We start from the raw sequence: 20,578 nt of genomic DNA, 5'->3' as shown, positions 1-20,578 counted from the left end.
GTCCATGTCTTCCACCGCGCTCCGGCGATCTCCCGACGACGCGTCCCCGCGCGTCGAACGCGCCCAGGCCGGAGGCCCGGGCCCGTGGATGCCGCGCGGGCGCTGGACGGCGCTGGCCTTCTCCTCGCGGCGGCAGTGGGAGGCGCTGGAGCGCCAGCTCGACGACGCCGGCGCCGGCGGCGCCTGGGACCTGCGCGGCATCGAGCAGCTCGACCACATCGGCGCCCAGCTGCTGTGGAACCACTGGGGCCGCGCCTGGCCGGCGCAGATCGAACTCACCGAATCGCAGAAGGCGGTGCTCGACCAGGTGGAGCGCTTCGGCGCGCGGCCGCCGGAGGAGCCGGCGCCCGGCTTCTGGGACAGCCTGCGCCGCCACCTGGCCAAGGGGCCGGTGCTGTGGCGCGTGGGCAAGGAAGGCACCGCGCTGCTGGGCCAGCTCGCGCTGGACCTGCTGACGCTGCTGCGCGCGCCGCACCGCGCGCCCTGGCGCGACATCTCCGGCCACCTCTACCAGACCGGCGCCACCGCGCTGCCCATCACCGCGCTGGTGGGAGCGCTCATCGGCGTCGTGCTGGCCTACCTGATCTCCAACCAGCTGCGCAGCTACGGCGCGGAGTCCTTCGTCGTCAACATCCTCGGCCTGTCGCTGATCCGCGAGCTGGGGCCGGTGCTGGCGGCGGTGCTGATCGCAGGGCGGTCGGGCTCGGCCATCACCGCGCAGATCGGCGTGATGCGCGTGACGGAGGAGCTGGACGCCATGCGCGTCATGGGCATCCCGCACGGCTTCCGCCTGGTGATGCCGCGGGTGATCGCGCTGGCCATCGCCATGCCGCTGATCAGCCTGTGGACCTCGATCGCGGCGCTGGCCGGCGGCATGCTGGCGGCGCAGATGTCGCTGGACATCTCGCCCGAGTTCTTCTTCCGGCAACTGCCGCGCGCGGTGCCCTTCAGCAACATCGTGCTGGCCTGCGCCAAGTCGGTGGTGTTCGGCGTGCTCATCGCGCTCATCGCCTGCTACTACGGCATGCGCGTCAAGCCCAACACCGAGAGCCTGGGTCGCGGCACCACCTCCTCCGTCGTCAGCTCGATCACCATGGTGATCCTGGTCGACGCCCTGTTCGCCGTGCTGTTCCGCGGCATCGGCTTCCGTTTCTAGGGCCGGCGATGAGCGTCTCTGCCTGGCAATCCCTCGGCAACGACCATGCCGGCGTGGTCGAGATCCACGGGCTGTGGACGGTGTTCCAGAACGACGGCGGCGAGCAGGTGGTGCACCAGGACCTCGAGCTCACCATCGAGCGCGGCGAGATCCTCTCGCTGGTCGGCGGCTCCGGCACCGGCAAGACGGTGCTGCTGCGCCAGATCCTGGGCCTGCAGAAGCCCACGCGCGGCGAGGTGCGCGTGCTGGGCCGCGCGCCGGCCGAGCTCAGCGCCAAGGGCGCGGCGGTGGTGGGCATGCTGTTCCAGCACGGCGCGCTGTTCTCCGCCTTCAACGTGCTGGACAACATCGCCCTGCCGCTGCGCGAGCTGAAGCTGCTGCCCGAGGAACTGATCCGCGACGCCGCGCTGGTCAAGCTGCAGATGGTGGGCCTGGCGCCCGAGCACGCGAACAAGATGCCCTCGGACCTTTCGGGCGGCATGATCAAGCGCGTGGCCCTGGCGCGCGCCCTCATCATGGACCCGCCCCTCTTGCTGCTGGACGAGCCCACCGCCGGCCTGGACCCGGCCGCCTCGGACAGCTTCTGCGACCTGCTGCGCGGCCTGCACCGCGAGCTGGGCCTGACGGTGGTGATGGTCACGCACGACCTGGACACGCTGCTCGACCTGTCGACCCGCATCGCCGTGCTGGCCGACCGCAAGGTCATCGTCGCCGGCACCGCGCAGGAAGTGATCGCCTTCGACCATCCCTTCATCCACGATTACTTTCTCGGCGGCCGCGGCCGGCGCGCACTGCTCGCGCTGCAGGACCACACCACCGAGACGCCCTGAAAGGAAGCCAAGCCCATGGAAAACAAGTCCCATGCCCTGGCCGCCGGCGCCTTCGTGCTCGGCCTGGTGGCCGTGCTCGTCGCGCTGGTGCTCTGGTTCACGCGCGACGACACCGTGCGCAACACCTACGAGCTGTCCACGCGCGACGCGGTGAGCGGCCTGCAGCCGCAAGCGGCGGTTCGCTACCGCGGCATCGCGGTGGGCAAGGTCACCAGCATCGACTTCGACCCGGAGCACAAGGGCAACGTGCGCGTGCGCATGGCCATCGACGAGCGCGTGCCGCTCACCAAGTCCACCTTCGCCACCCTGAGCTATCAGGGCGTCACCGGCCTGGCCTTCATCGCGCTGGACGACAAGGGCGAATCGCAGGAGCCGCTGGCGCCCGACGAGGACGACCCGCCGCGCATCCCGCTCAAGCCCTCGGTGCTGGCGCAGCTGCAGGACCGCGGCGAAGCGATCCTGGGCCAGGTCGAGGAGGTCTCGCGCCGTGCCAACGCGCTGCTGAACGACCAGAACCAGCAGCGCATCGCCCAGGCGCTGGAGAGCATCGCCCAGGTGGCTGCCAGCGCCAACGAAGTCACGCGCGCCTTCGACCACACGCTGAAGAACCGCATCGACCCGGCCCTGGCCGCCATCCCGCCGCTGGCGCAGAGCGTGCGCGGCACGGCTCAGGACTTCGCGCGCGCGGCGCAGACGCTCAACACCTCGCTGACGCGCCTCAACGCGCAGGGCGGCCCGCTGGAGCGGCTGGGCAGCGGCACGGCGGCGCTGCAGCAGACGCTGGAATCCATCAACGCCACCACGCTGCCGCGCCTGAACCGCGCGGCGGACGACACCTCGCTGGCCGCGCGCCGCGTCGGCCGCATGGCCGACGCCATCGCCGACAGCCCGCAGTCGCTGATCTACGGCAACGGCGTCGCCGCGCCGGGCCCGGGCGAGGCGGGCTTCGTCGCGCCGGCCCCGCGGCAGCCCTGAACGGAGAAAAGGAAGACCATGCCATCGATGTTCCTCGACAGGAAGGTGCGCGTCGCCGCCGGCCTGGCGCTCCTGCTGCTGGCCGGCTGCGGCGCACTGCCCGACAAGCCGGCCCACATCGCGCTGTACGACTTCGGGCCGGGTCCGCTGGCCCCGGCCGCCCCTGCCGTGCAGCCGCTGCCGCCCATCACCCTGGCCGACCTGGACACCAGCGCCTCGCGCCTGGAAGGCACGGCGCTGAACTACCGGCTGGGCTACGACGACCCGCAGATGCTGCGTCCCTACGCGGGCTCGCGCTGGACGCAGCCGCCCCTGCAACTGCTGCGCCAGCGGCTGCGCGATGCGCTCGGGACCCAGCGCACCGTGCTCGGGACGCTGGAAGCAGGCAACCTCGCGCGCGAAGGCCGCGGCATCGACGTGCTGCGCATCTCGCTCGACGAGTTCAGCCACTACTTCGAGTCGCCCGCCGCCAGCACGGGCCTGGTGCGCGTGCGTGCCACGCTCGTGCGCGGCTCGCCCTCCGGTGAACAGGTGCTCGGCCAGCGCGTGTTCGCCGTGCAGCGCCCGGCGCCCAGCGCCGATGCCGCCGGGGGCGCGCGCGCGCTGGCCGCGGCCAGCGAGGCGGCGATCGGCGAGATCGTGCAGTGGGTGAATCAGCAGGGACGTTGACGCTGGCCGACGGCGTTCTCCGAGAGGCCTCGCCGGGCGATGCCGAAGCCCTGGCCCGGCTCTGGCAGCGCGCCTGGCGATCGGCCAATCCGCAGGTGCACGAGGACGCCGTCGCGCCGCATGCGCATTGGCTTGAACGCGCGCGGCATGAGTTCTTCGGCGCCGCGGAATGCTGGATGGCAGGCTGTTCGGATCTGCGCGGCTTCCTGGTGATCGAGCCGGCGACACGCTATGTAGCCCAGTTGCATGTGGACCCCGCCTGGCAAGGCTGCGGCATCGGCCGCCGCCTGTTGGCGCAGGCGTGCGACCGGATGCCGCACGGGTGGAGCCTGCATGCGGCCGAAAACAACCGCAAGGCGCAGCGCTTCTATGCGGCAGCGGGTCTGCGGCCGGCCGGCCGGAGCATCCACCCCGACACCGGCCGCCACCGTGTCGAGTGGCACTGGGCACCGGCGTAACCGCCCGCTCAGCCCGCCCGCTCCAGGATCGGAAACAGCTTGCCCAGCCCGGTGGCCATCACCTCCACGGCCAGCGCGGCGAGGATCAGGCCCATCAGCCGCGTCATGACGTTGATGCCGGTCTTGCCGAGCACGCGCGAGATCGGGTCGGCCAGCGAGAAGGTGAGGGCGCTGATGACGGCGACCACCACGCCGTAGCCGACCAGCAGGCCCAGCTCCCACCAGTGGCGCGACTGGGTGGCGTAGATCACCATGGTCGAGATGGTGGCGGGCCCGGTCAGCAGCGGGATGGTCAGCGGCACCACCGCGATGGAGGCGCCCATCGCCGCCTTGGCCTCGGTGGCGCGCACCTCCTCCGCGCTGCCCTTGGCCTCGGCCGGCTGCGCGTTGAGCATCGACAGCGAGCTGATGAGCAGCAGCAGCCCGCCGCCCACCTGGAAGCTGGCGATGGAGATGCCGAAGAAGTTCAGCAGCTGCTGGCCCAGCAGCGCGCTCAGGCTGATGACCAGGAAGGCGCTGAGGGCCGACACCCGCGCGGTGCGCTGGCGCTGGGCGTGGCTGTAGCCCTGCGTGTAGTGGATGAAGAAGGGCACGATGCCCAGCGGGTTGACGATCGCCACCAGCGTGACCAGCGGCTTGATGAGGTCCATCGAGGTGGCCATCGGGTGCCTTTCAACGGCCGCCAGCCACGTCCAGCAGGGTACCGGTGGTGTAGCCGGCCTCGGGCGAGAGCAGCCACACGATGGCCGCCGCCACCTCCTCGGCCGTGCCCACGCGCTGCATCGGCACCGTCGGCGCCAGGTCGAAGGCGCGCCGCGGCAGGCCGCCGCTGGCGTGGATCTCGGTGTCGATCAGGCCCGGCCGCACCGCGTTGACGCGGATGCCCTCGGCCGCCACCTCCTTGGCCAGGCCGATGGTGAAGGTGTCGACGGCGCCCTTGCTGGCCGCGTAGTCCACGTACTGGCCGGGCGAGCCCAGCCGCGCGGCGGCGCTGCTCAGGTTGACGATGGCGCCGCCCGTCCCGCCGTGCCGGGTGCTCATGCGGCGCACCGCCTCGCGGGCGCACAGGAAGCTGCCGATCACGTTGATGCGCAGCATGCGCTCCAGCCGCTTCGCGTCCATCTCGTCCACGCGGGCGGTCGCGTCCACCACGCCGGCGTTGTTGACCAGCGCCGTCAGGCGGCCCAACTTGGCATCCACCTTGCGGAACATCGCCTCGACCTGCGCCTCGTCGCCCACGTCGGCCTGCACGGTGATCGCGCTGCCGCCCTCGGCGCGGATGCGGCGCACCACCTCGTCGGCCGCCAGCGAATGGCTGGCGTAGTTGACCGCCACCGCACAGCCCTGCCGGGCCGCCATCAGCGCCGTGGCCGCGCCGATGCCGCGGCTGCCGCCGGTGATCAAGAGCACCTGTGGTGAGTCCAAGCCTGCTTCTCCTGCACGGGTTGCGCGCCTCGGGTACAACCGAGGGCCGCCGGCATTACACCAAACCCGCGCCATGGAGACCCGCTTGAGCCGCACCGTCGACTACTACCTCGCCCCGCACAGCCCGTGGACCTACCTGGGCCACGCCCGCTTCGTGCAGATCGCCCGCGAGACGGGCGCCCAGGTGAACGTCAAGCCCATCGACCTGGCGCGCGTGTTCCCCGTCTCCGGCGGGCTGCCGCTGGCCAAGCGCCCGCCGCAGCGGCAGGCCTACCGGCTGGTGGAACTGAAGCGCTTCTCGCAGCACCTGGGCGTGCCGCTGAACCCGCAGCCGCGCCACTTCCCGGTGGCTTCGGACGACGCGGCGCGGCTGATCGCCGAGACGGCCGACGCCAAGGGCGCCGGCGCGGCCCTGCGCCTGGCCGGCGCCATCCTGGCGGCCGTCTGGGCCGAGGAGCGCGACATCGCCGACACCGCCGTGCTGGCCGACCTGCTGGCCGCGCAGGGCCTGCCCGCCGCGCTGCTGGAGGCCTCGCGCAAGCCCGGCGTGCAGGCGCGCTACGACGCCTTCACGCAGGAGGCCATCGACCTGGGCGTCTTCGGCGCGCCGACCTACGTCATCGACGGCGAGCTGTTCTGGGGGCAGGACCGGCTGGATTTCGTCGAGCGCAGGCTGCGCGGCTGAACCCCTCTTTTTTCTTCACCCTTTTCAGGAGCCAGACATGGGCCAGTTCATCGATCTCACCGCCGCCGACGGCTTCACCTTCCCTGCCTACGTGGCCGAGCCCTCGGGCGCCCCGCGCGGCGCGGTGGTGGTGCTGCAGGAGATCTTCGGCGTCAACTCGCACATCCGCAGCGTGGCCGACGGCTACGCGGCCGCGGGCTGGCTGGCCGTCGCGCCTGCCACCTTCCACCGCGTCCAGCCGGGCGTGGACCTGGGCTACGCGGAGGCCGACGTCAAGGCCGGCTCGGCGCTGAAGGCGGCCGCCGAGGCGCTGCCCTGGCCGGGCGTGCTGCAGGACGTGCAGGCCGCCATCGAATACGCGGCGCGCGCCGGCAAGGTCGGCATCGTGGGCTACTGCTGGGGCGGCCTGCTGACCTGGCGCGCGGCCTGCGAACTGAACGGCCTGGCCGCCGCGGCGCCCTACTACGGCGGCGGCATGACCGGGCCCGCGGAGGTGGCGCGCACGCCCCGGGTGCCGGTGCTGGCCCACTTCGGCCGCAAGGACCACTGGATCCCGGTGCCGGCGGTCGAGGCCTTCCAGCAGGCGCATCCGGACGCCGAGGTGCACCTCTACGACGCCGACCACGGCTTCAACTGCGACCAGCGCGGCTCCTATGACGCCGCCGCGGCGACGCTGGCGCGCGAGCGCACGCTGGCCTTCTTCGACAAGCACCTGGGCTGAGGCGCAGCGCCATGAACGCGCCGGGGCTCATGGCGGCAGCGGTCCTCGCCGTCCTGGCCGCGGCGGCCTGGCCCGCGCGCGCGGCGGACCATGCCGGCCCGGTGTTCGACACCCACCTGCATTACAACGAGGAGGCGTGGAACGGCGCGGCCGGCCCCTTCCCGCCGGCCGACGCGCTCGCGCGCATGCGGCGCAACGGCGTGCGCGCCATCGTCGGCAACTCGCGGCCCAACGAGGGCACGCGCATCGTCGCCGCGGCGCGCGAGACGGCCGCGGCCGGCGTCACCGTGGTGCCCTTCGTGCGCCTGTACCGCAACCGCGCCGACTACACCAACTGGTTCCGCGACGAGAGCATCCACGAGATGGTGCTGGCCGAACTGGCGCGCGGCACGGCCAGCGGGCCGTACCGCGGCATCGGCGAGTTCCACCTCTACGACAGCGCCAACGCCGACGGCCCGGTGGCGAAGAAGCTGATGGTGCTGGCCGAGCAGCGCGAGCTGGCCGTGCTGGCGCACGTGGACGACGTCGCGGTCGACCGGCTCATGGCGCACACGCCCTCGCAGGGGCGGGCGGTGCGCTTCATCTGGGCGCACACCGGCATCGGCGGTGCGCCCGTGGCGCGCGTGCGGCAATTGCTGGAGCGCTATCCGCGCCTGGTCGGCGAGCTGTCGTACCGGCCCGGCCTGACCTGCGCCGACGGCCAGCTGTGCCCCGAGTGGCGCACGCTCATCCTCGACTTCCCCGAGCGCTTCGTCATCGGCTCCGACACCTGGATCAACCAGCGCTGGAGCGGCTACGACGAGATCATGCAGGCCTACCGCCGCTGGCTGGGCGGCCTGCCGCCCGAGGTCGCGCAGCGCGTGGCCTGGGGCAACGCGGCGGCGCTGTTCAGCGTGCCTGCGCCGCGGCCTTGACGGCGCTGGCCGTCGCGCGCAGCGGCTTGCCGGCATAGCGGCCGCGCTGGCCGATGCGCGATTCCAGGTAGTCCAGCAGCGCGCGCTGGGCCGCGCTGTTGTGGCGCCGCTCCAGGTAGGCGGCCGAGAGCCACATGTCCGTGCGGCCGTAACCCTGCAGCACCGGCACCAGCTCGCCGTGGTCCACCTGCGGCTGCACCGCCAGCGAGGGCACGTAGATCACGCCGAACCCGTGCATCGCCACCTGGATCAGCGGCGGCCCTTCCGACGCCTCCATCCGGCTCTTCACCGGCACGTCGAGCGGCTGGCCCTCGTCCTCGAAGCGCCACACCGGATGCGCGCCGCTGCGTGTGAGCGTCAGCGCGTCGTGCTCGCGCAGGTCGTCGGGGTGGCGCGGCTTGCCGTGCTTCTTCCAGTACAGCGGCGAGGCGCACACCATCATCGGGATGCGCAGCAGCCGGCGCACGATCAGGTTCTCGTTCTCGATCGGGCCGAAGCGCAGGTGCACGTCGATGCCGTTCTCGGCCAGGTCCACCTCGTTGGACAGCTGCAGCGACACCGTCACCTCGGGGTAGAAGCCCATGAACTCCGCCAGCATGTTGGGCAGGTCGCCGCTGGCCATCGCATAGGGCGCCGCGATGCGCAGCCGCCCACGCGGCGTGCTGGCGCGCTCGGCCAGCTCGGCCTGCGTCAGCTCGACCATCTCCAGCATCGGCGCGCTGCGCGCCAGCAGCAGCTCGCCCGCGTCGGTCAGGCTCACGGAGCGGGTGGAGCGGTTGAGCAGGCGCACGTCGAAGCGCGTCTCCAGCTCCGCCACGTACTTGCTCACCGTGGCCTTCGACATGCCCAGCCGCTTGGCGGCGGCGGAGAAGCTGCCGAGCGCCGCGACCTCGCGGAAGGCGCGGATCAGATCGAGGCTGTCCATGCCTTCGGTCCTTTCAAGTTCATTGTTTCCGTTTCATGAACACGGTGGTTCGGATTGTGAGGGTTTCTACCGATCTTCGCGTCCCACAATTCTTCTCACGGGCCAGCGCTTGAACGCAGACCCGAAGCGAAGCGGGCAGGTGCCTGCATCGCTCTTGTTCAAACGCCAACCATGCCAACAAGGAGTAAGAAATGAAGACCTCGAAGATCATCGCCGCTGCCGCCGTGTCGCTGCTGGCCGCCGTGGGCGCCGCGCAGGCGGAGGAATACCAGGGCGTGCTGAGCATCGACTCGACGTACAGCCGTGCCGAAGTGCAGCAGCAGGCCATCGCGGCTGCGCGTCAGGGCGACGTGTATGGCGAAGCGGCCGGTGGTGCGCTGAGCGCGCCGGTGGTGGGGCAGAAGGACCGCGCGACGGTGCGAGCCGAGGCGGTGGCCGCGGCGCACAACCCGACGTCGAACCTGGACGCCAAGGCGTTCGTGAACAGCCAGATCCCCGAGCAGTACACGAACGGCAGCCTGGCCCAGCGCCGCGCCGCCGAGCGCAGCGCCGCGCTCTGATCTTCCGACCTTCCTTTCTTCCACTGGAGAACATCACCATGACCCGCCAACGTCTCGTCGCCGCCCTGGCCCTGTCGCTCGTCGCCGCTGCCGGCGCCCATGCGGAAACCTATGAGGGCGTGCAGGCCCCGGTGTCGGCCCTGAGCCGCGCCGACGTGCAGGCCGAAGCCGTCCGTGCCGCGCACGCGCCGAACCAGAACGTGCCCTCCGGCTCGGTGGTGCTGGCGCCGCTGGCCAGCCCGCGCGACCGCGCGCTGGTGCAGGCCGAGGCCGTCCGCGCTGCCGCCGCGCCCGACCAGAACGTCTCGTCCGGCTCGCGTGTCGACAGCAAGGTGATCTCCACCCTGGAGAACCCGGTCGACGTGCGCGCCCGCGCCCAGGCCGACGGCGCCCGCAAGCTGTAATCGGCTTCCGGCCCGACCGCCCGGCGGCGCCTCGTGCGCCGCCGGGCTTTTTCATCGCCGGGCCGCCCCAAGATGAAAAAGCATCCCCTCGGGGGATCGGACAAGCGCGAAGCGGTTGTCCGAGGGGCCATTTTTCATGTCCGGCCTACTTCGCGGTGCGCGCCAGGTAGCGCTTGCGCCAGAAGACGGCCGTGAGCACCACCGCGATCAGCAGCATCGACCCCATCGCGATCCAGAAGCCGTCGGCCTTGTGCACCAGCGGGATGAACTCGAAGTTCATGCCGAAGATGCCGGCGATCAGGTTCAGCGGCAGGAACACCGCGGTGAGCACCGTCAGCACCCGCATGATGTCGTTGGTGCGGTGGCTCTGCACGCTGAAGTGCAGTTGCACGGCGGTCTCGGCGTTCTGCTCCAGCCGGCGCACGTGGTGCACCACGCGCTGGATGTGCTCCAGCACGTCGCGGCTGCGCACCAGCAGCAGCTCGCGCTCGCGCGCCGCGGCCGGCGTGTCCGGCGCGGGCAGGGCGTCGAGTGCCTCCAGCCAGTCCTGCATGGCGCTGCGCTGGTCCTCGCAGATCTCGTCCAGGTGGCGCAGCGCCTGGCGCGACTGCATCAGCGCGCCCCAGTTCGAGAAGCGCGTCCTCGGGTCGATCAGCTCGGCCTGCCAGTGGTCGAGCTGGCGCGTCAGGTCGCGCCGCAAGGCCAGGTAGCTGTCGACGATCTGATTGACCACGCGCAGCATCAGGTCGGCCGGGCTGGCGGGCAGTCGCGCGGAGGTGGCGCGCACGTCCAGCGCCGGCCCCTGCGCGGCGGGCGCGCCCAGCCGCGCCGCCACGGCGTCGCGCACCGCGCCGTCCTCCGGGTGGACCGAGAGCAGCACGCGGTCGAACACGGCGAAGCCGACCGGGCGCGTGTCGATGCGCCGCAGTGCCGGCGGTCCCGCGTTGCGCAGGGCCGGCCCGGCGGCCGCCGCGTCGGCGCCGGCGGCCAGGCGGCGGATCACCAGCACGTCGTACTGCGAGGTGGCGTCGTAGTGGGAAGGAAGCTGGTCGTTGAGCAGGTCGCTCACGTGCAGGTCGACCAGCGGCGTGCCGCCCAGGCGCTGCAGCGCGCGCTGCACGTCGGCGAGCGATTCGCGCAGTTCGGTGCGCGTGAGCGACAGCCAGAGATAGCCGTCGGCCGGTGCGCCCGCGGCGGGGCAGGCGTGCAGCCCGGGCAGCTCGCGCGCCTCGGCGGGGGTGATCTCGAAGATACGCATGGTGGGCTGCCGTTATACGCCGGCGCCCGCCGCACGGGCAGGTGAAGCTACTGTTTCTGTAGCAGCCGCGCCGCATCGAGCGCGAAGTAGGTGAGGATGCCGTCCGCCCCGGCGCGCTTGAACGCCAGCAGCGATTCGAGCACCACGCCGTCATGGTCCAGCCAGCCGTTGCCGGCGGCCGCCTTGAGCATCGCGTATTCGCCGCTGACCTGGTAGGCGAAGGTGGGCACGCGGAATTCGTCCTTCACGCGGCGCACGATGTCCAGGTACGGCATGCCCGGCTTGACCATCACCATGTCCGCGCCCTCGGCGATGTCGATCGCCACCTCGCGCAGCGCCTCGTCGCTGTTGCCCGGGTCCATCTGGTAGACCTTCTTGTTGCTCCGGCCGAGGTTGGCGGCCGAGCCGACCGCGTCGCGGAAGGGGCCGTAGAAACTGCTGGCGTACTTGGCGCTGTAGGCCATGATGCGGGTGTGCACGTCGCCGCGCGCCTCCAGCGCCTGGCGCACCGCGCCGATGCGCCCGTCCATCATGTCGCTGGGCGCCACGATGTCCACGCCGGCGGCCGACTGCGCCAGCGCCTGCTTCACCAGCACCTCGACCGTCGGGTCGTTGAGGATGTAGCCGGTGTCGTCCAGCAGGCCGTCCTGGCCGTGGCTGGTGTAGGGGTCCAGCGCCACGTCGGTCATGATGCCCAGTGCGGGGAACGCCTTCTTCAGCGCCGCCACCACCCGCGGGATCAGCCCGTCGGGGTTGAAGGCCTCGGCGCCGTCCGGCGTCTTCAGCGCCGGATCGATCACCGGGAACAGCGCCATCACCGGGATGCCCAGCGCCACGCATTGCTCGGCCACCGGCAGCAGCAGGTCCAGGCTCAGCCGCTCGACGCCCGGCATGGAGGGCACGGCCTGGCGCTGCCCCTGGCCCTCCTGCACGAACACCGGATAGATCAGATCATGAGGAGTGAGCGCATGCTCACGGACCAGGTTGCGTGTGAATTCATCGCGGCGCAGGCGGCGCGGGCGGCCGGCGGGAAAGGGGGCGAGCACGGTCATGGTGAAAATTGTGCCCCAAGCCCTCCTGCCCGTCCCGCCGGCGCCGGCCTTGCTGCGGCCCGGCGGATTTGGTGATGAGGGGAAACCATCTCGTGGTGCGAAAACGTCAAAAAAAAGTTACCCCCGTGCTTGATAGGCTTTGCCGCCTTTGTTAAATTCTGTCTCGGACGGCTTGCCGTCCCCCGCTTTTCCTCCCTGAGCGGGTGCCTTGATGTGTGACAGCAAAAGGGCTTCGCAGCCCGGCGTTCAAGAACGCCGGGCTTTTTTTTGCCGAACCGCGGCGGCGCGCGGGCCGCCCCGCGGGGCGGTGACCGGTTTCTTACACTGCCGCCGATGCTCTGGATCAAGTCCTTCCACATCGTCTTCGTGGTGAGCTGGTTCGCCGGCCTGTTCTACCTGCCGCGCATCTTCGTCAACCTGGCGATGGTGCCGCCCGAATCGGTGGCCGAGCGCCAGCGCCTGCTGCTGATGGCGCGCAAGCTGATGCGCTTCACCACCCTGCTGGCGCTGCCGGCGGTGGGCTTCGGCCTGTGGCTGTGGCTGGGCTATGGCATCGGCCGCGGTCCGGGCAGCGGATGGATGCATGCCAAGCTGGCGCTGGTGCTGCTGGTGCTGGGCTATCACCACGGCTGCGGGGTGCTGCTGCGGCGCTTCGAGCAGGGCGCCGACCGGCGCAGCCACCGCTGGTACCGCTGGTTCAACGAACTGCCGGTGCTGCTGCTGCTGGGCATCGTGGTGCTGGTGGTGGTCAAGCCCTTCTGAAGCCCAGCCCCGCCTGCGCGTGACCGCGTCGCCCTCGCACAAGACCACGGCCCTGCCGCTGGCGCTCGCCTATGCGGCGCTCGTGGTCTATGCGAGCCTGTATCCCTTCGCCGACTGGCGCGACCAGGGCATCGTGCCCTGGGCCTACCTGGCGGCGCCCTGGCCGCGCTACTGGACCGGCTTCGACTTCGGCATCAACGTGGCGGGCTACGTGCCGCTGGGCTTCCTGTGCGCCCTGGCCGTGCTGCGCACCCGGCCGCAGGCCGGCGCCTGGCAGGCGGTGCTGCGCGCCACCGTGGCGGGCGCGGTGCTGGCCTTCGCGATGGAGACGCTGCAGAGCTACCTGCCGGCGCGCATCCCGTCCAACGTGGACTTGGGCCTGAACGCCCTGGGCACGCTGGTCGGGGCCGTGCTGGCGGCGGTGCTGGAGCGGCTGGGCGCGCTGGCGCGCTGGAGCCGGCTGCGCTCGGGCTGGTTCGTGCAGGACGCGCGCGGCGCGCTGCTGCTGCTGGCGCTGTGGCCGGCGGCGCTGCTTTTCCCGGCGGCGGTGCCGTTCGGGCTGGGCCAGGTCTTCGAGCGGCTGGAGTCGGCGATCGCCGGCTGGCTGGCCGACACGCCTTTCCTCGACTGGCTGCCGGTGCGGCAGTTCGAGCTGCAGCCGCTGGTGCCGGCGGTGGAGATGCTGTGCGTGATGCTCGGCGCCCTGGTGCCCTGCCTGCTGGCCTACGGCGTGGCGCGCGCCTGGCCGCGGCGCGTGGTGCTGGCCGCGCTGATGCTGGGCCTGGGGCTGGCGGCCAGCGCGCTGTCGGCGGCGCTGAGCTACGGCCCGGAGCACGCCTGGACGTGGATGGGGCCGCCGGTGCAGGTCGGCATCGTGGCGGCGGCCGTGCTGGCGCTGCTGCTGCTGCCGCTGCCGCGCCGGCTGTGCACCGCGCTGCTGCTGCTGGCGCTGTGCGTGCACCTGGGGCTGTTAAACCAGGCGCCCGAGAGCGCCTACTTCGCCCAGACCCTGGCCACCTGGGAGCAGGGGCGCTTCATCCGCTTCCACGGGCTGGCGCAGTGGCTGGGCTGGGCGTGGCCCTTCGCCGCCATCGTCTACGCCCTGGCCGCGCTGGCGCGGCGGCCCGCCCGCACGGGCATCGGGTGAATGCGGCACTCCTGGGGATGCTCTTCACGAATGCTCGCGTCGCATGCATCTGCGGGCTCGGGCGGTCTGCTTCGTTGCAAATGCTCGCAATAGCTCTGCTATTGCTGCGCTTTGCGCCTCGCAGCCCATCCCGATCCGCAGCGCATGCTTTCCGCTCGATTCATGAAGAGCATCCCTAGAATCCGACGGATGTCCCTGTCGCCCCCGCGTGACGGCGGTTACTACGCCCGCCACATCTTCTTCTGCCTCAACGAACGCAAGCCCGGCGAGGATTCGTGCGCCCGGCACAACGCGCAGGCCGGCTTCGCGCACTGCAAGGCGCGCGTCAAGGCCGAGGGCCTGGCCGGTCCGGGCCGGGTGCGCGTGAACAAGGCCGGCTGCCTGGACCGCTGCGCCGGCGGGCCGGTGGCGGTGGTCTACCCCGAGGCCGTCTGGTACAGCTTCGTCGACGAGGCCGACATCGACGAGATCGTCGAATCGCACCTCAAGAAGGGCGAGGTGGTCGAACGGCTGCTGCTGCCGCCCGACGTGGGCAGATGAGATGAACGTCCATACGGAAAAGCTGCGCCTCGAAGGCGCCGCCGGCATCGTCGAGGCGCTGCGCGACGCGCCCGCCCGGGGCGTCGCGCCGGCGGGCGTCGCGGTCATCGCCCATCCCCATCCGCTCTTCGGCGGCACCATGGACAACAAGGTGGTGCAGACGCTGGCGCGCGCCTTCGTGTCCTGCGGCTGGACCGCGCTACGCTTCAATTTCCGCGGCGTCGGCGCCAGCGAAGGCGTGCACGACGAGGGCCGCGGCGAGACGGAGGATTTCCTCGCCGTCGTGCGGCAGGCCGCGCCCGAGGGGCCGCTGGCCATCGCCGGCTTCTCCTTCGGCGCCTTCGTCGCCAGCCGTGCCATCGAGGCGCTGTGGCCGGCGCGCGGGCTGCGGGAGATCGTGCTGGTGGGCACGGCGGCGGCCCGCTTCGCGGTCGCGCCCGTGCCGGCCGACGCGCACGAGCGCACGCTGGTCGTGCACGGCGAGCAGGACGACACCGTGCCCCTGGCCGCCGTGCTGGACTGGGCCCGGCCGCAGTCACTTCCTGTCACGGTCGTCCCCGGGGGCGGGCATTTCTTTCACGGACAATTGCCGCTCCTCAAGGGGCTGGTGACCCGCCACCTGCGCGCCGGGACGCCCGACCGGGCGCACCCGTGACGCCGCCTCCCCTCCATTCCTTTCGCCGCTTCGCTTCCATGATCCGTCTGCCTGACGTGCTGCGCACGTTCGTTCTCGCGCTGGCCTGCATGGCCGCCTCCATCGCCGCCGCCCAGGCGCCCGCCGCCCCCGAGGTGGCCGCGCGCAGCTACCTGCTGATGGACATCACCTCCAACCAGCTGCTGGCGAGCAAGGACATCGACACGCCGGTCGAGCCGGCCTCGCTGACCAAGCTGATGACCCAGTACCTGGTCTTCGACGCCCTGCGTGCCCGCAAGATCAGCCTGACCCAGACGCTGCCGGTGAGCACGCGCGCCTGGAAGATGCCCGGCTCGCGCATGTTCATCGACCCCAAGATGCAGGTGCCGGTGGACGACCTCATCAAGGGCATGATCGTCCAGTCCGGCAACGACGCCACCATGGCGCTGGCCGAGGGCGTGGGCGGCACGGCCGAGCGCTTCGTCGAGCTCATGAACGAGCAGGCCAAGGCGCTGGGCATGAAGAACACCACCTACAAGAACCCCGAGGGCCTGACGGCGCCGGGCCACACGACCACGGCGCGCGACCTGAGCATCCTGGCCACGCGGCTGATGCGCGACTTCCCGGAATACCTGCACTACTACGCGATCAAGAAGTACCGCTACCCCGGCACGCCGGCCGCCAACGACACCAACCGCAACCTGCTGCTGTTCCGCGACCCGACGGTGGACGGCCTGAAGACCGGCCACACCGAGGCCGCCGGCTACTGCCTGATCGCCACGGCCAAGCGCGACTTCCCCAACCTGCCGGGCGGCCGGCGCCTGCTGAGCATCGTGCTCGGCGCCGCCAGTGACAACGCGCGCGCCAACGAATCGCAGAAGCTGCTGAACTGGGGCTACACCGCCTACGACGCGGTTCGCCTGTTCGACGCCGGCCAGCCGGTGGCGACGCCGCAGGTGTGGAAGGGCAAGGCCAACACCGTCAAGCTCGGCCGCGCCGAGCCGATCGTGGTCTCCGTGCCCTCGGGCCAGGCCTCGAAGATCAAGACCCACGTGGAGCGGCCCGACCCGCTGGTGGCGCCCTTCGGCAAGAACCAGCCGCTGGGCACCCTGAAGATCACGCTGGCCGACCAGCCCCTGGCCGAGGTGCCGCTGGTGGCGCTGGAGCCCGTCGAGCAGGCGGGCATCCTGGGCCGGGCCTGGGACGCCGTGCGGCTGTGGATCAAGTGAGCGGCGAGGCCGGCGGCCGCTTCCGCGCCCCGGGCCATGCCCCTGGCGCCGGCTCGGGGGCCTGATCCCGGGCCATTTGCCGTCCGGCGCACGGCGCGCTAGAATCGCGGGCTTTTCGGAATTTTCCGAAGGGTTTCACGTTTTCGTCATTTCCCCGGTGGATCTTCGGGTCCCCGCCGTCTTTTCGGGTTCGGCCGGTCCGGGGGTGTTTTTCGGAACTTATTCATTCATGCCAACCATCAACCAACTGGTGCGCCAGGGTCGCGAGGTCGAGACGACCAAGTCGAAGAGCCCTGCCATGCAGAACTCGCCGCAGCGCCGCGGCGTCTGCACCCGGGTCTACACCACGACCCCCAAGAAGCCGAACTCGGCACTTCGCAAGGTGGCCAAGGTCCGTCTGACCAACGGCTTCGAAGTGATTTCCTACATCGGCGGCGAAGGCCACAACCTGCAGGAGCACAGCGTCGTGCTGGTGCGCGGCGGCCGTGTGAAGGATCTTCCCGGCGTGCGCTACCACATCGTCCGCGGTTCCCTGGACCTGCAGGGCGTCAAGGACCGCAAGCAGGCCCGTTCCAAGTACGGCGCCAAGCGTCCCAAGAAGGCCTGACCGGCTTTCGTTTCCATCGGTGTTCGGCTGCCTGGCGGTTGGTTCGAACGTAGTGACCCGAAGCGCCATGGTGGCGCGGGTCGAGTAAGTGAGGGTCCTGATGGCTCTCGCGGTGCAGCCGGAAGGCGGCGCCAACTGAAGCAAAGAGGTTCAGAAAAATGCCACGTCGTCGCGAAGTTCCCAAACGTGAAATCCTGCCGGACCCGAAGTACGGCAATGTCGAGCTGTCCAAGTTCATGAACGTGATCATGGAAGGCGGCAAGAAGGCGGTCGCCGAGCGCATCATCTACGGCGCGCTCGACTTCATCGAGAAGAAGAACCCGGGCAAGGACCCGCTGGAAGCCTTCGTCATCGCCATCAACAACGTCAAGCCGATGGTCGAGGTGAAGTCCCGCCGCGTCGGCGGCGCCAACTACCAGGTGCCGGTCGAAGTGCGCCCGGTGCGCCGCCTGGCGCTGTCGATGCGCTGGATCAAGGAAGCCGCCCGCAAGCGCGGCGAGAAGTCGATGGCCCTGCGCCTGGCCAACGAACTTATGGAAGCCACGGAAGGCCGTGGCGGCGCGATGAAGAGGCGCGACGAGGTGCACCGCATGGCCGAGGCCAACAAGGCCTTCAGCCACTTCCGCTTCTGAGCCGCGTCCCGTAGTAAACCTTCGGCTGGAGGCCCGTCCCACCCTGTGGTGGCCGGGCTTTCATCCGTTCTCCAAGACACGAAAGCCCACCATGGCCCGCAAGACCCCCATTGAGCGCTACCGCAACATCGGTATCTCGGCGCACATCGACGCCGGCAAGACGACCACCACCGAGCGCATCCTGTTCTACACGGGCGTGACCCACAAGCTGGGCGAAGTGCACGACGGCGCTGCCACGACCGACTGGATGGAGCAGGAGCAGGAGCGCGGCATCACCATCACCTCGGCGGCCGTGACCTGCTTCTGGAAGGGCATGGACATGTCCTACCCCGAGCACCGCTTCAACATCATCGACACCCCGGGCCACGTGGACTTCACCATCGAGGTGGAGCGTTCCATGCGCGTGCTCGACGGTGCCTGCATGGTGTACTGCGCCGTGGGCGGCGTGCAGCCCCAATCGGAAACCGTCTGGCGCCAGGCCAACAAGTACAAGGTGCCGCGCCTGGCCTTCGTCAACAAGATGGACCGCACCGGCGCCAACTTCTTCAAGGTCTACGACCAGATGAAGCTGCGCCTGAAGGCCAACCCCGTGCCGGTGGTGATCCCGATCGGCGCCGAGGACAACTTCAAGGGCGTGGTCGACCTGCTCAAGATGAAGGCCATCATCTGGGACGAGGCCTCGCAGGGCATGAAGTTCGACTACCAGGACATCCCGGCCGACCTGCTGGAAACCGCCAAGGAATGGCGCGAGAAGATGGTCGAGGCTGCTGCTGAGTCGAGCGAAGAGCTGATGAACAAGTACCTCGAGGAGGGCGACCTGCCCGAGGACGACATCAAGGCGGGTCTGCGCCAGCGCACGATCGCCACCGAGATCCAGCCGATGCTGTGCGGCACCGCCTTCAAGAACAAGGGCGTGCAGCGCATGCTCGACGCGGTGATCGACTACCTGCCCTCGCCGGTGGACATCCCTGACGTGGAAGGCTCCGACCCGGACAACGAGGAAAAGCACCTCGCCCGCAAGGCCGACGACAGCGAGAAGTTCTCGTCGCTGGCCTTCAAGCTGATGACCGACCCGTTCGTGGGCCAGCTGACCTTCGTGCGCGTGTACTCGGGCGTCCTGAGCAAGGGCGACACCGTGTTCAACTCGGTCAAGGGCAAGAAGGAGCGCATCGGCCGCATCGTGCAGATGCACGCCAACGAGCGTATCGAGGTGGACGAGATCCGTGCCGGCGACATCGCCGCCTGCGTGGGCCTGAAGGAAGTGACCACCGGCGAGACGCTGTGCGACGTGGCGTCGCCGATCGTGCTCGAGCGCATGTCCTTCCCCGAGCCCGTGATCGCGCAGGCCGTGGAGCCGAAGTCCAAGGCCGACCAGGAAAAGATGGGCATCGCCCTGTCGCGCCTGGCCGCCGAGGATCCGTCCTTCCGCGTGCGCACCGACGAGGAATCCGGCCAGACCATCATCGCCGGCATGGGCGAGCTGCACCTGGAAATCATCGTGGACCGCATGAAGCGCGAGTTCAACGTGGAAGCCAACGTGGGCAAGCCCCAGGTGGCCTACCGCGAAACCGTGCGCAAGACGGTCACCGACGTCGAAGGCAAGTTCGTGCGCCAGTCCGGCGGCAAGGGCCAGTACGGCCACGTGGTGTTCACGCTGGAGCCGCAGGAAGCCGGCAAGGGCTTCGAGTTCGTCGACGCCATCAAGGGCGGCGTGGTGCCGCGCGAGTACATCCCGGCGGTGGAAAAGGGCGTGATCGAGGCCCTGAACACCGGCGTGCTGGCCGGCTACCCGGTGGTCGACGTGAAGGTCACGCTGACCTTCGGTTCGTACCACGACGTGGACTCGTCCGAGCAGGCGTTCAAGATGGCCGCCATCTTCGGCTTCAAGGAAGCCGCGCGGAAGGCGAGCCCCGTCATCCTCGAGCCCATGATGGCCGTGGAAGTCGAGACGCCCGAGGACTACGCCGGCACGGTGATGGGCGACCTGTCGTCCCGCCGCGGCATGGTGCAGGGCATGGACGACATGGTCGGCGGCGGCAAGGCCATCAAGGCCGAGGTGCCGCTGTCGGAGATGTTCGGCTACGCCACCACGCTGCGTTCGATGACGCAGGGCCGCGCCACCTACACGATGGAGTTCAAGCACTACGCGGAAGCCCCGCGCAACGTGTCGGAAGCCATCGTCGCCGCGCGCGCCAAGTAAACCCGTTCTGTCTGCGATCGCGTGCCCTTCGTTGCCCGTGGCGAAGGATCGAGCAACGCGGTGCAGACGTAAAACCAACACACGGGCATTGCTCTTTGTTTGGAGTTGAGAAATGGCAAAAGGTAAGTTCGAGCGCACCAAGCCGCACGTGAACGTGGGCACGATCGGTCACGTGGACCATGGCAAGACGACGCTGACGGCGGCGATCGCCACGGTGCTGTCGGCCAAGTTCGGCGGCGAGGCCAAGAAGTACGACGAGATCGACGCGGCTCCGGAAGAAAAGGCGCGCGGCATCACCATCAACACCGCGCACGTGGAGTACGAGACGGAAAACCGCCACTACGCCCACGTGGACTGCCCGGGCCACGCCGACTACGTCAAGAACATGATCACCGGCGCTGCCCAGATGGACGGCGCCATCCTGGTGTGCTCGGCCGCCGACGGCCCGATGCCCCAGACGCGCGAGCACATCCTGCTGGCCCGCCAGGTGGGCGTGCCCTACATCATCGTGTTCCTGAACAAGTGCGACATGGTCGACGACAAGGAGCTGCTGGAGCTGGTGGAAATGGAGGTGCGCGAGCTGCTGGACAAGTACGAGTTCCCTGGCGACGACACCCCGATCATCCACGGCTCGGCCAAGCTGGCGCTCGAAGGCGACAAGGGCGAGCTGGGCGAGCAGGCCATCCTGAAGCTGGCCGAGGCGCTGGACACCTACATCCCCACGCCCGAGCGCGCGGTGGACGGTGCGTTCCTGATGCCGGTGGAAGACGTGTTCTCCATCTCGGGCCGCGGCAC

General features: G+C 70.1%; 24 protein-coding genes. 19 read left to right on the top strand and 5 right to left on the bottom strand.

Features of this window, described 5'->3' with window-relative positions; all coding sequences use genetic code 11:
- Nucleotides 1–4: 4 nt before the first annotated feature.
- From Q392_RS18165 to Q392_RS18145, 5 genes are read left to right on the top strand one after another with little or no spacing between them, the layout of a single operon-like run.
- Complete coding sequence (locus Q392_RS18165) at nucleotides 5–1,156, top strand: MlaE family ABC transporter permease (RefSeq protein ID WP_038210726.1); 1,152 nt, start codon at nucleotides 5–7, stop codon at nucleotides 1,154–1,156.
- An 8-nt stretch (nucleotides 1,157–1,164) separates the two neighbouring features.
- The gene (locus Q392_RS18160; protein WP_038210725.1) at nucleotides 1,165–1,986 is read left to right on the top strand and encodes an ABC transporter ATP-binding protein; all 822 of its coding nucleotides are present in this window, start codon (nucleotides 1,165–1,167) and stop codon (nucleotides 1,984–1,986) included.
- Between the two features lie 15 nt (nucleotides 1,987–2,001).
- The gene (locus Q392_RS18155; RefSeq protein ID WP_038210724.1) at nucleotides 2,002–2,961 is read left to right on the top strand and encodes an MlaD family protein; all 960 of its coding nucleotides are present in this window, start codon (nucleotides 2,002–2,004) and stop codon (nucleotides 2,959–2,961) included.
- Between the two features lie 18 nt (nucleotides 2,962–2,979).
- The gene (locus Q392_RS18150; RefSeq protein ID WP_051953682.1) at nucleotides 2,980–3,630 is read left to right on the top strand and encodes an ABC-type transport auxiliary lipoprotein family protein; all 651 of its coding nucleotides are present in this window, start codon (nucleotides 2,980–2,982) and stop codon (nucleotides 3,628–3,630) included.
- Entirely contained in the window at nucleotides 3,627–4,088 is a 462-nt protein-coding gene (locus Q392_RS18145) for a GNAT family N-acetyltransferase (RefSeq protein WP_038210720.1), read from the top strand. The genes Q392_RS18150 and Q392_RS18145 overlap by 4 nt, the downstream gene beginning before the upstream one ends.
- Before the next feature lie 8 nt (nucleotides 4,089–4,096).
- On the opposite strand, the gene Q392_RS18140 is transcribed toward Q392_RS18145, so the two are convergent.
- Together Q392_RS18140 and Q392_RS18135 are read right to left on the bottom strand one after the other, a co-directional pair.
- Nucleotides 4,097–4,750: a MarC family protein gene (locus tag Q392_RS18140; protein ID WP_038210718.1), complete on the bottom strand. Its 654-nt coding sequence runs from the start codon at nucleotides 4,748–4,750 to the stop codon at nucleotides 4,097–4,099.
- Between the two features lie 10 nt (nucleotides 4,751–4,760).
- Nucleotides 4,761–5,513 carry an SDR family oxidoreductase gene (locus tag Q392_RS18135; protein ID WP_038210716.1) on the bottom strand — a complete coding sequence of 251 codons (753 nt, stop codon included), beginning with the start codon at nucleotides 5,511–5,513 and terminating at the stop codon, nucleotides 4,761–4,763.
- Nucleotides 5,514–5,598: 85 nt separating this feature from the next.
- On the opposite strand from Q392_RS18135, the gene Q392_RS18130 reads away from it, so the two are divergent.
- From Q392_RS18130 to Q392_RS18120, 3 genes are read left to right on the top strand one after another with little or no spacing between them, the layout of a single operon-like run.
- Nucleotides 5,599–6,198 carry a 2-hydroxychromene-2-carboxylate isomerase gene (locus Q392_RS18130; RefSeq protein WP_038210715.1) on the top strand — a complete coding sequence of 200 codons (600 nt, stop codon included), beginning with the start codon at nucleotides 5,599–5,601 and terminating at the stop codon, nucleotides 6,196–6,198.
- A gap of 37 nt (nucleotides 6,199–6,235) precedes the next feature.
- A complete protein-coding gene (locus Q392_RS18125; RefSeq protein WP_038210713.1) occupies nucleotides 6,236–6,919 on the top strand; it encodes a dienelactone hydrolase family protein in 684 nt (227 codons plus the stop codon).
- A gap of 11 nt (nucleotides 6,920–6,930) precedes the next feature.
- Complete coding sequence (locus Q392_RS18120) at nucleotides 6,931–7,833, top strand: amidohydrolase family protein (RefSeq protein ID WP_051953678.1); 903 nt, start codon at nucleotides 6,931–6,933, stop codon at nucleotides 7,831–7,833.
- On the opposite strand, the gene Q392_RS18115 is transcribed toward Q392_RS18120, so the two are convergent.
- On the bottom strand, nucleotides 7,808–8,758 hold the full coding sequence (locus Q392_RS18115; RefSeq protein WP_051953676.1) for a LysR family transcriptional regulator: 951 nt from the start codon (nucleotides 8,756–8,758) through the stop codon (nucleotides 7,808–7,810). The two genes, Q392_RS18120 and Q392_RS18115, sit on opposite strands and share 26 nt — an antisense overlap.
- Nucleotides 8,759–8,949: 191 nt before the next feature.
- Between Q392_RS18115 and Q392_RS18110 the strand changes: the two genes are divergently transcribed.
- Together Q392_RS18110 and Q392_RS18105 are read left to right on the top strand one after the other, a co-directional pair.
- Nucleotides 8,950–9,318: a hypothetical protein gene (locus Q392_RS18110; protein ID WP_038210711.1), complete on the top strand. Its 369-nt coding sequence runs from the start codon at nucleotides 8,950–8,952 to the stop codon at nucleotides 9,316–9,318.
- A 38-nt stretch (nucleotides 9,319–9,356) separates the two neighbouring features.
- Entirely contained in the window at nucleotides 9,357–9,722 is a 366-nt protein-coding gene (locus Q392_RS18105; protein WP_038210710.1) for a hypothetical protein, read from the top strand.
- Nucleotides 9,723–9,867: 145 nt separating this feature from the next.
- On the opposite strand, the gene Q392_RS18100 is transcribed toward Q392_RS18105, so the two are convergent.
- Together Q392_RS18100 and hemB are read right to left on the bottom strand one after the other, a co-directional pair.
- Nucleotides 9,868–10,980, bottom strand: coding sequence for a magnesium transporter CorA family protein (locus tag Q392_RS18100; RefSeq protein WP_038210708.1), 1,113 nt, complete (start codon nucleotides 10,978–10,980; stop codon nucleotides 9,868–9,870).
- Nucleotides 10,981–11,027: 47 nt separating this feature from the next.
- Nucleotides 11,028–12,032 carry a porphobilinogen synthase gene (hemB, locus tag Q392_RS18095; RefSeq protein WP_038210707.1) on the bottom strand — a complete coding sequence of 335 codons (1,005 nt, stop codon included), beginning with the start codon at nucleotides 12,030–12,032 and terminating at the stop codon, nucleotides 11,028–11,030.
- A gap of 333 nt (nucleotides 12,033–12,365) precedes the next feature.
- Between hemB and Q392_RS18090 the strand changes: the two genes are divergently transcribed.
- From Q392_RS18090 to Q392_RS18050, 9 genes are all read left to right on the top strand, one after another.
- Complete coding sequence (locus tag Q392_RS18090) at nucleotides 12,366–12,794, top strand: CopD family protein (RefSeq protein ID WP_038210706.1); 429 nt, start codon at nucleotides 12,366–12,368, stop codon at nucleotides 12,792–12,794.
- Nucleotides 12,795–12,813: 19 nt separating this feature from the next.
- Nucleotides 12,814–13,941, top strand: coding sequence for a VanZ family protein (locus Q392_RS18085; protein ID WP_038210704.1), 1,128 nt, complete (start codon nucleotides 12,814–12,816; stop codon nucleotides 13,939–13,941).
- A gap of 189 nt (nucleotides 13,942–14,130) precedes the next feature.
- Complete coding sequence (locus tag Q392_RS18080) at nucleotides 14,131–14,481, top strand: (2Fe-2S) ferredoxin domain-containing protein (protein WP_038210702.1); 351 nt, start codon at nucleotides 14,131–14,133, stop codon at nucleotides 14,479–14,481.
- 1 nt (nucleotide 14,482) lies between these two features.
- On the top strand, nucleotides 14,483–15,136 hold the full coding sequence (locus Q392_RS18075; protein WP_038210700.1) for an alpha/beta hydrolase: 654 nt from the start codon (nucleotides 14,483–14,485) through the stop codon (nucleotides 15,134–15,136).
- Nucleotides 15,137–15,174: 38 nt separating this feature from the next.
- Nucleotides 15,175–16,344, top strand: coding sequence for a D-alanyl-D-alanine carboxypeptidase family protein (locus Q392_RS18070; RefSeq protein ID WP_038210698.1), 1,170 nt, complete (start codon nucleotides 15,175–15,177; stop codon nucleotides 16,342–16,344).
- A gap of 229 nt (nucleotides 16,345–16,573) precedes the next feature.
- A complete protein-coding gene (gene rpsL, locus Q392_RS18065; RefSeq protein WP_006297701.1) occupies nucleotides 16,574–16,951 on the top strand; it encodes a 30S ribosomal protein S12 in 378 nt (125 codons plus the stop codon).
- Nucleotides 16,952–17,109: 158 nt separating this feature from the next.
- Entirely contained in the window at nucleotides 17,110–17,583 is a 474-nt protein-coding gene (rpsG, locus tag Q392_RS18060) for a 30S ribosomal protein S7 (protein WP_038210695.1), read from the top strand.
- A 91-nt stretch (nucleotides 17,584–17,674) separates the two neighbouring features.
- Complete coding sequence (gene fusA, locus Q392_RS18055; protein ID WP_038210694.1) at nucleotides 17,675–19,783, top strand: elongation factor G; 2,109 nt, start codon at nucleotides 17,675–17,677, stop codon at nucleotides 19,781–19,783.
- Between the two features lie 112 nt (nucleotides 19,784–19,895).
- A partial coding sequence (locus Q392_RS18050; RefSeq protein ID WP_038210693.1) for a GTP-binding protein occupies nucleotides 19,896–20,578 on the top strand: 683 nt, incomplete at its 3' end.

Origin of the sequence: Xenophilus azovorans DSM 13620, assembly GCF_000745855.1 — a bacterium.
Taxonomy (GTDB): Bacteria; Pseudomonadota; Gammaproteobacteria; order Burkholderiales; family Burkholderiaceae_C; genus Xenophilus; species Xenophilus azovorans.
The sequence above is the reverse complement of the archived record's forward strand: the minus strand, read 5'-3'. Positions and strand labels throughout refer to the sequence as shown.

Coding starts and splice junctions, on each gene's coding strand:
- Q392_RS18165 (WP_038210726.1), top strand. CDS start 5: ATGTCTTCCACCGCGCTCCGGCGATCTCCCGACGACGCGTCCCCGCGC.
- Q392_RS18160 (WP_038210725.1), top strand. CDS start 1,165: ATGAGCGTCTCTGCCTGGCAATCCCTCGGCAACGACCATGCCGGCGTG.
- Q392_RS18155 (WP_038210724.1), top strand. CDS start 2,002: ATGGAAAACAAGTCCCATGCCCTGGCCGCCGGCGCCTTCGTGCTCGGC.
- Q392_RS18150 (WP_051953682.1), top strand. CDS start 2,980: ATGCCATCGATGTTCCTCGACAGGAAGGTGCGCGTCGCCGCCGGCCTG.
- Q392_RS18140 (WP_038210718.1), bottom strand. CDS start 4,750: ATGGCCACCTCGATGGACCTCATCAAGCCGCTGGTCACGCTGGTGGCG.
- Q392_RS18125 (WP_038210713.1), top strand. CDS start 6,236: ATGGGCCAGTTCATCGATCTCACCGCCGCCGACGGCTTCACCTTCCCT.
- Q392_RS18120 (WP_051953678.1), top strand. CDS start 6,931: ATGAACGCGCCGGGGCTCATGGCGGCAGCGGTCCTCGCCGTCCTGGCC.
- Q392_RS18115 (WP_051953676.1), bottom strand. CDS start 8,758: ATGGACAGCCTCGATCTGATCCGCGCCTTCCGCGAGGTCGCGGCGCTC.
- Q392_RS18110 (WP_038210711.1), top strand. CDS start 8,950: ATGAAGACCTCGAAGATCATCGCCGCTGCCGCCGTGTCGCTGCTGGCC.
- Q392_RS18105 (WP_038210710.1), top strand. CDS start 9,357: ATGACCCGCCAACGTCTCGTCGCCGCCCTGGCCCTGTCGCTCGTCGCC.
- Q392_RS18100 (WP_038210708.1), bottom strand. CDS start 10,980: ATGCGTATCTTCGAGATCACCCCCGCCGAGGCGCGCGAGCTGCCCGGG.
- hemB (WP_038210707.1), bottom strand. CDS start 12,032: ATGACCGTGCTCGCCCCCTTTCCCGCCGGCCGCCCGCGCCGCCTGCGC.
- Q392_RS18090 (WP_038210706.1), top strand. CDS start 12,366: ATGCTCTGGATCAAGTCCTTCCACATCGTCTTCGTGGTGAGCTGGTTC.
- Q392_RS18080 (WP_038210702.1), top strand. CDS start 14,131: ATGTCCCTGTCGCCCCCGCGTGACGGCGGTTACTACGCCCGCCACATC.
- Q392_RS18075 (WP_038210700.1), top strand. CDS start 14,483: ATGAACGTCCATACGGAAAAGCTGCGCCTCGAAGGCGCCGCCGGCATC.
- Q392_RS18070 (WP_038210698.1), top strand. CDS start 15,175: ATGATCCGTCTGCCTGACGTGCTGCGCACGTTCGTTCTCGCGCTGGCC.
- rpsL (WP_006297701.1), top strand. CDS start 16,574: ATGCCAACCATCAACCAACTGGTGCGCCAGGGTCGCGAGGTCGAGACG.
- rpsG (WP_038210695.1), top strand. CDS start 17,110: ATGCCACGTCGTCGCGAAGTTCCCAAACGTGAAATCCTGCCGGACCCG.
- fusA (WP_038210694.1), top strand. CDS start 17,675: ATGGCCCGCAAGACCCCCATTGAGCGCTACCGCAACATCGGTATCTCG.